Annotated in this window: 5 protein-coding genes; 2 read left to right on the forward strand and 3 right to left on the reverse strand. The window is 62.5% G+C overall.

Annotation, left to right across the window (positions count from 1 at the left end; all coding sequences use genetic code 11):
* Nucleotides 1–92 precede the first annotated feature (92 nt).
* On the forward strand, nucleotides 93–1,439 hold the full coding sequence (locus QZL67_RS05760; RefSeq protein WP_292919951.1) for an MATE family efflux transporter: 1,347 nt from the start codon (nucleotides 93–95) through the stop codon (nucleotides 1,437–1,439).
* Nucleotides 1,440–1,497: 58 nt separating this feature from the next.
* Here the strand turns inward: QZL67_RS05760 and QZL67_RS05765 are convergent, their stop codons facing one another.
* Together QZL67_RS05765 and hemW are read right to left on the reverse strand one after the other, a co-directional pair.
* Nucleotides 1,498–2,199, reverse strand: a complete 702-nt coding sequence (locus QZL67_RS05765) for a M23 family metallopeptidase (protein ID WP_022289799.1) — start codon at nucleotides 2,197–2,199, stop codon at nucleotides 1,498–1,500.
* Nucleotides 2,200–2,361: 162 nt separating this feature from the next.
* Nucleotides 2,362–3,588 carry a radical SAM family heme chaperone HemW gene (hemW, locus tag QZL67_RS05770; protein WP_022289800.1) on the reverse strand — a complete coding sequence of 409 codons (1,227 nt, stop codon included), beginning with the start codon at nucleotides 3,586–3,588 and terminating at the stop codon, nucleotides 2,362–2,364.
* Between the two features lie 123 nt (nucleotides 3,589–3,711).
* Here hemW and spoVAC point away from each other — a divergent pair, with 123 nt between their 5' ends.
* The gene (gene spoVAC, locus QZL67_RS05775) at nucleotides 3,712–4,155 is read left to right on the forward strand and encodes a stage V sporulation protein AC (protein ID WP_022289801.1); all 444 of its coding nucleotides are present in this window, start codon (nucleotides 3,712–3,714) and stop codon (nucleotides 4,153–4,155) included.
* A gap of 50 nt (nucleotides 4,156–4,205) precedes the next feature.
* On the opposite strand, the gene QZL67_RS05780 is transcribed toward spoVAC, so the two are convergent.
* A partial coding sequence (locus QZL67_RS05780; RefSeq protein ID WP_292919953.1) for a hypothetical protein occupies nucleotides 4,206–4,622 on the reverse strand: 417 nt, incomplete at its 5' end.

A 4,622-nucleotide genomic window follows, 5' to 3' on the forward strand; every position in this document is an offset into this window, starting at 1 on the left:
AACATCGCATCAACATTGCACAAGAGAAAGGATCGGTTTGTCAAATGGAAAAGAAAATTCCCGCAGGAGCGGAGGCCCCACAGGAGAATAAAATGGGAGTTCTTCCCGTTGGGCGGCTGCTGGCCGGCATGGCGGTGCCCATGATGATCTCCATGCTGGTGCAGGCCTGCTACAATGTGGTGGACAGTGTGTTCGTGGCCCAGCTGAGCCAAGATGCCCTCAACGCCGTGTCCCTGGCCTTCCCGCTGCAGAACCTGATGATCGCCGTGGGCGGCGGCACTGCCGTAGGCATCAACGCGCTGCTCTCCCGGTCTCTGGGCGAAAAGCGTCAGGACATGGCGGACCGGGCCGCAAACACCGGTATTTTCCTGGCTCTTTGCAGCTTTGTGGTGTTTGCCCTCATCGGGTTGTTCCTGTCCCGGCCCTTCTTCCTGGCCCAGACCCAGAACCAGAACATCGTGGAATATGGCACCCAGTACGCCACCGTCTGCCTGGGCCTTTCCATCGGCGTGTTCAGTCAGTTCTGCTTTGAGCGGCTGCTCCAGTCCACGGGCCGTACCTTCTACGCCATGTGCACCCAGCTCACCGGCGCCATTATCAACATCGTGCTGGACCCCATCTTGATCTTCGGCTATTTCGGCGCGCCCCGTCTGGAAGTGGTGGGCGCCGCCGTGGCCACGGTTGCGGGCCAGATCGTGGCCGCCATCATCGCCATCATCATCAACATCAAGCGCAATCCGGACATCCACATCCGTCCCCGGGAGATCCGGTGGAACCGGCAGGTGGCCGGGGAGATCTACCGGGTGGGCCTGCCCTCCATCGTCATGCAGTCCATCAGCTCCATCATGACCTTCGGCATGAACAAGATCCTGATCTCCTTCACCGAGGCGGCCACGGCCGTGTTCGGCGCTTACTTCAAGCTCCAGAGCTTCGTGTTCATGCCGGTGTTCGGCCTGAACAACGGCATGGTGCCCATCATCTCCTACAACTACGGCGCGGCCAAGCTGGACCGGGTGAAGCACACCGTCAAGCTGACCATCATCACGGCCATCTGCATCATGGCGGTGGGCTTTGCCGCCTTCCAGCTGATCCCCGGCGTGCTGCTCTCCTTCTTCAACGCCTCTGAGGAGATGCTCTCCATCGGCACGGTGGCGCTGCGGATCATCTGCTGCTCCTTCCCCCTGGCGGGTTTTGCCATCATTGCCGGCTCTGTGTGCCAGGCCATCGGCAACCCGTTTTACAGCCTGATCGTCTCCGTCTGCCGTCAGCTGGTGGTGCTGCTGCCGGTGGCGTGGCTGCTGAGCCAGACCGGCCGGCTGGAAATGGTGTGGCTGGCGTTCCCTGTGGCCGAGGTGGTTTCCCTGACCCTCAGCGCCATCTTCCTGCGCCGGACCATGCGGGCCGCGGCGGTTTCCCTGGACATGGGGGAGCAGGACTGAGCGTATCTATTGCAAAAGCGGCGGAGCCATACCGGCTCCGCCGCTTTTTATTACATGTTCAGTCGTTGAGATACGTGTCCGGGTCCACGGCGTCCCCATCCTTAGTGACGGAGAAGTGCAGGTGCGGGCCCTGAGCGGATTCCGCCGATGCGGTGGTACCCACGGTGCCGATGATCTGCCCTGCGGTGACAGAGTCGCCCTGCGCCACGGGCGGTGTCTGCTGAAGATTGGCGTAGGTGGTCTGATACCCGTTCCCGTGTTCCAGCACCACGGTGGTGCCCATCAGGAGATCATCGCTGACGGAGAGCACCGTGCCGCCGGAGGCCGCCAGCACAGAAGTTCCCTCTGCCGCGGCGATGTCAATGCCGTCATGGGTCCGCCAGTCTCCCAGCGTCTCGTTGTAAGTCAGCTGATCCACGGAAAAGGCGGCCACCACTTCCCCCTCCAGAGGCGCCATTACCACCTGGGGAATGGCGGCCACCACCGGCGTGTCATCCAATGCCGGTTCCGGCTCCGGTTCCGGTTCTGCGGAGGGCTCGTCCGCCAGCTCCGCCGGGGAAACGGCCTCCACCGGCTCCTGTTCCTCCGGGATCTCCGGAGCCTTGGCGGTTACCGCCGTCTGGGGAGCGTCCTCCTCCTGGGCGGTCTCCTGGCCGCCGAAGAGCAGGAAGTATCCTCCGATGCCGGCAGCCAGCAGACAGATGACCAGGGTCACATAAAATCCCACGCCGCTGAGCACGCCTGTACGTTTGTTTTCCATCATACCCCTCCTCTTGAGTATTGGTCTGCGGGGAGTATGGACGGATTTTCCTGAAACTATACCTGATGTGGGGGAATCTGGGAAATTTCACGGTTCCGGCACCGGACACAGCAAAAAGGCCATGCCGCACTTGGCGGCAGGGCCTTTTTGAAAACAACGCAGTTACGGTTTTTTCCCCTCGCCCAGATCCACCCGGAAATCGCCCCGGGCGGTGGCCTCTGCACGGCGGCGCTTTTCCTCCGCCAGTGCGTCCAGCATGCCGCCGATGATCTGGTTGGAGACCAGAAAGCCCTTGGGGGTCAGGTGCCAGCGGCCCTCTTCCTCCACGGCGTAGCCGGCGGTGCGGCACTCCTCCAGGAAGGGGCGGAAGCAGTCGAAGCGGCGGCGGAAACGCCGCTCGAATACCTTGGGGTCCAGCCCCTGCACGGTCCGGAGCCCCAGCATCAGCCATTCGGTGTCCCGCTCCAGCGGGGGGATGCTCTCGCTTTCCGAGAGCATGGGGGCGTGGGTCTGCACCCCCTGGATATAGCCCTCCAGATCCCGGTCGTAGGCGTAGCGGACGCCGCCGAAATCCGAGTGGGCCCCGGGGCCGAACCCCACGTACTCCTGAAGGGTCCAGTATTTCAGGTTGTGCCGGGATTCCCGCCCCGGCTTTGCGAAGTTGGAGATCTCATACTGGGCGTATCCCATCTGGGCCAGGAACTCCACCGTCCAGAGGTACATGTCCGCCTGCTGCTCATCCCCCGGCAGCCCCGCCGTGTCCCGGACGGCAAAGAGGGGTGTCCCCTCTTCCACCTTCAGCCCGTAGCAGGAAAGATGCTCCGGCGCCAGATCCACAGCGGCGGTGAGATTGGATTGCCACTGCTCCATGGTCTGTTGGGGCAGACCGTAGATGAGATCCAGGGAGAGATTTTCAAATTTGGCCTTCCGGGCGGCCTCCACGGCGGTGCCCACCTGCTCCCAGGTGTGGACCCGGCCGATGGCCTGAAGCTCCTGATCGCTGGCGGACTGCATCCCCAGGGACAGCCGGTTGAAGCCCGCCCGCCGCAGGGAGCGCAGCTCCTTCCAGTCCCCGGCGGAGTCGGGGTTGGCCTCCAGGGTGATCTCTGCCTGCTTGTCCAGACGGTATTTCTTCTGGATGGTCTTGAGCAGCTTGATGAGCCGCTTGGTGCCCAGATAGCTGGGCGTTCCGCCGCCGAAGTACACGGTGTCTACCTGGTGACCGGCTGCAAAGGGGGCGATCTCCGCCAGATGGGCGCACAGCGCATCGGTATAATCGTCCATCCGACTCTCCTGGCCGGAGAGCGAGTAAAAATCACAGTAGACGCATTTGTGCTTGCAGAAGGGAATATGGATGTAAAGCCCCAGGGGCTTGGGGGCTGGTTTCATAACGGTTCCTCCCAACGTATGGACATCCTTTTCAGTGTACCGCGCCGGAAGCCGCTTTGCAACGCATATTTTGTCTCCGCCGGGGAAACCTAGGGAAAACTTCCAGGAAAAGAGGGATTTCCCATGGAAATGACACCCCGGGAATACCAGCAGTATGTGCAGCAAATGGCGAAGAAGTCGCCCATCATCAAGGATACGCTTCTGGCCTTCGTGATCGGCGGGGCCATCTGCGTGCTGGGACAGCTGATCCAGAACGGCTGGGCAGCGGCGGGCCTTGGCAAGCAGGCCGCCGGCACCGCCACCTCCTGCTCGCTGGTGTTTCTCTCTGCCCTTTTAACAGGGCTGAACCTCTACAACAAGATCGCCCGCTACGGCGGCGCAGGCACGCTGGTGCCCATCACCGGCTTTGCCAACGCCGTGGTCTCCCCCGCCATCGACTTCAAGAGCGAGGGCTTCATCACCGGCATGGCGGCCAAGATGTTTCTGGTGGCCGGGCCGGTGATCGTGTTCGGCACCATCGCCAGCGTACTCTATGGAATCGCGATTATGCTGTTCGATTTGGCGTAACGGGCAGAGAACGCCCGAAAAAGAGGCGGGAATGCTTGCATCCCCGCCTCCTATGATTCCGCAGGCGTCCATCGAACCACGTTGCCCGGTTCCACCGTCAGGCTCCGGGCCAGCAGTGCCGCCCGGCTGCCGGTGTCATCGTTCACCGAGACGGTTACGTCGTAGACGTCCCCCGGGGTCAGCTCTGCGCTGCCGGTGCAGACGCCGCCGCTGTACAGCGCGTCATAGGTGTGGGGGACATTGTCCGTCCCGGTGAAGGTGATCTGATAGGAGCAGGTCTCGTCGGCGATGCCGGGGGTAAAGCGGTAGGAAAGGATTCCCCGGGCGCTGTCCCAGGAAAAGGACTCCCCCGCGGCGGAAAACGTGTCCGGCAGGGTACTCTCCGCGGGGGCGTCCTCCGAGGGCACCAGTGTACGGCGTTGATACCAGATCCAAACGCCGCCTGCCAGTAAGACCAGGGCCAGCAC

The organism is Oscillibacter sp. CAG:155 (assembly GCA_000436875.1).
Taxonomy (GTDB): Bacteria; Bacillota; Clostridia; order Oscillospirales; family Oscillospiraceae; genus Oscillibacter.

Excerpts from the sequence above, each read along its gene's own strand:
- QZL67_RS05760 (WP_292919951.1), top strand. The coding sequence starts at position 93 with ATGGGAGTTCTTCCCGTTGGGCGGCTGCTGGCCGGCATGGCGGTGCCC.
- QZL67_RS05765 (WP_022289799.1), bottom strand. The coding sequence starts at position 2,199 with ATGGAAAACAAACGTACAGGCGTGCTCAGCGGCGTGGGATTTTATGTG.
- hemW (WP_022289800.1), bottom strand. The coding sequence starts at position 3,588 with ATGAAACCAGCCCCCAAGCCCCTGGGGCTTTACATCCATATTCCCTTC.
- spoVAC (WP_022289801.1), top strand. The coding sequence starts at position 3,712 with ATGGAAATGACACCCCGGGAATACCAGCAGTATGTGCAGCAAATGGCG.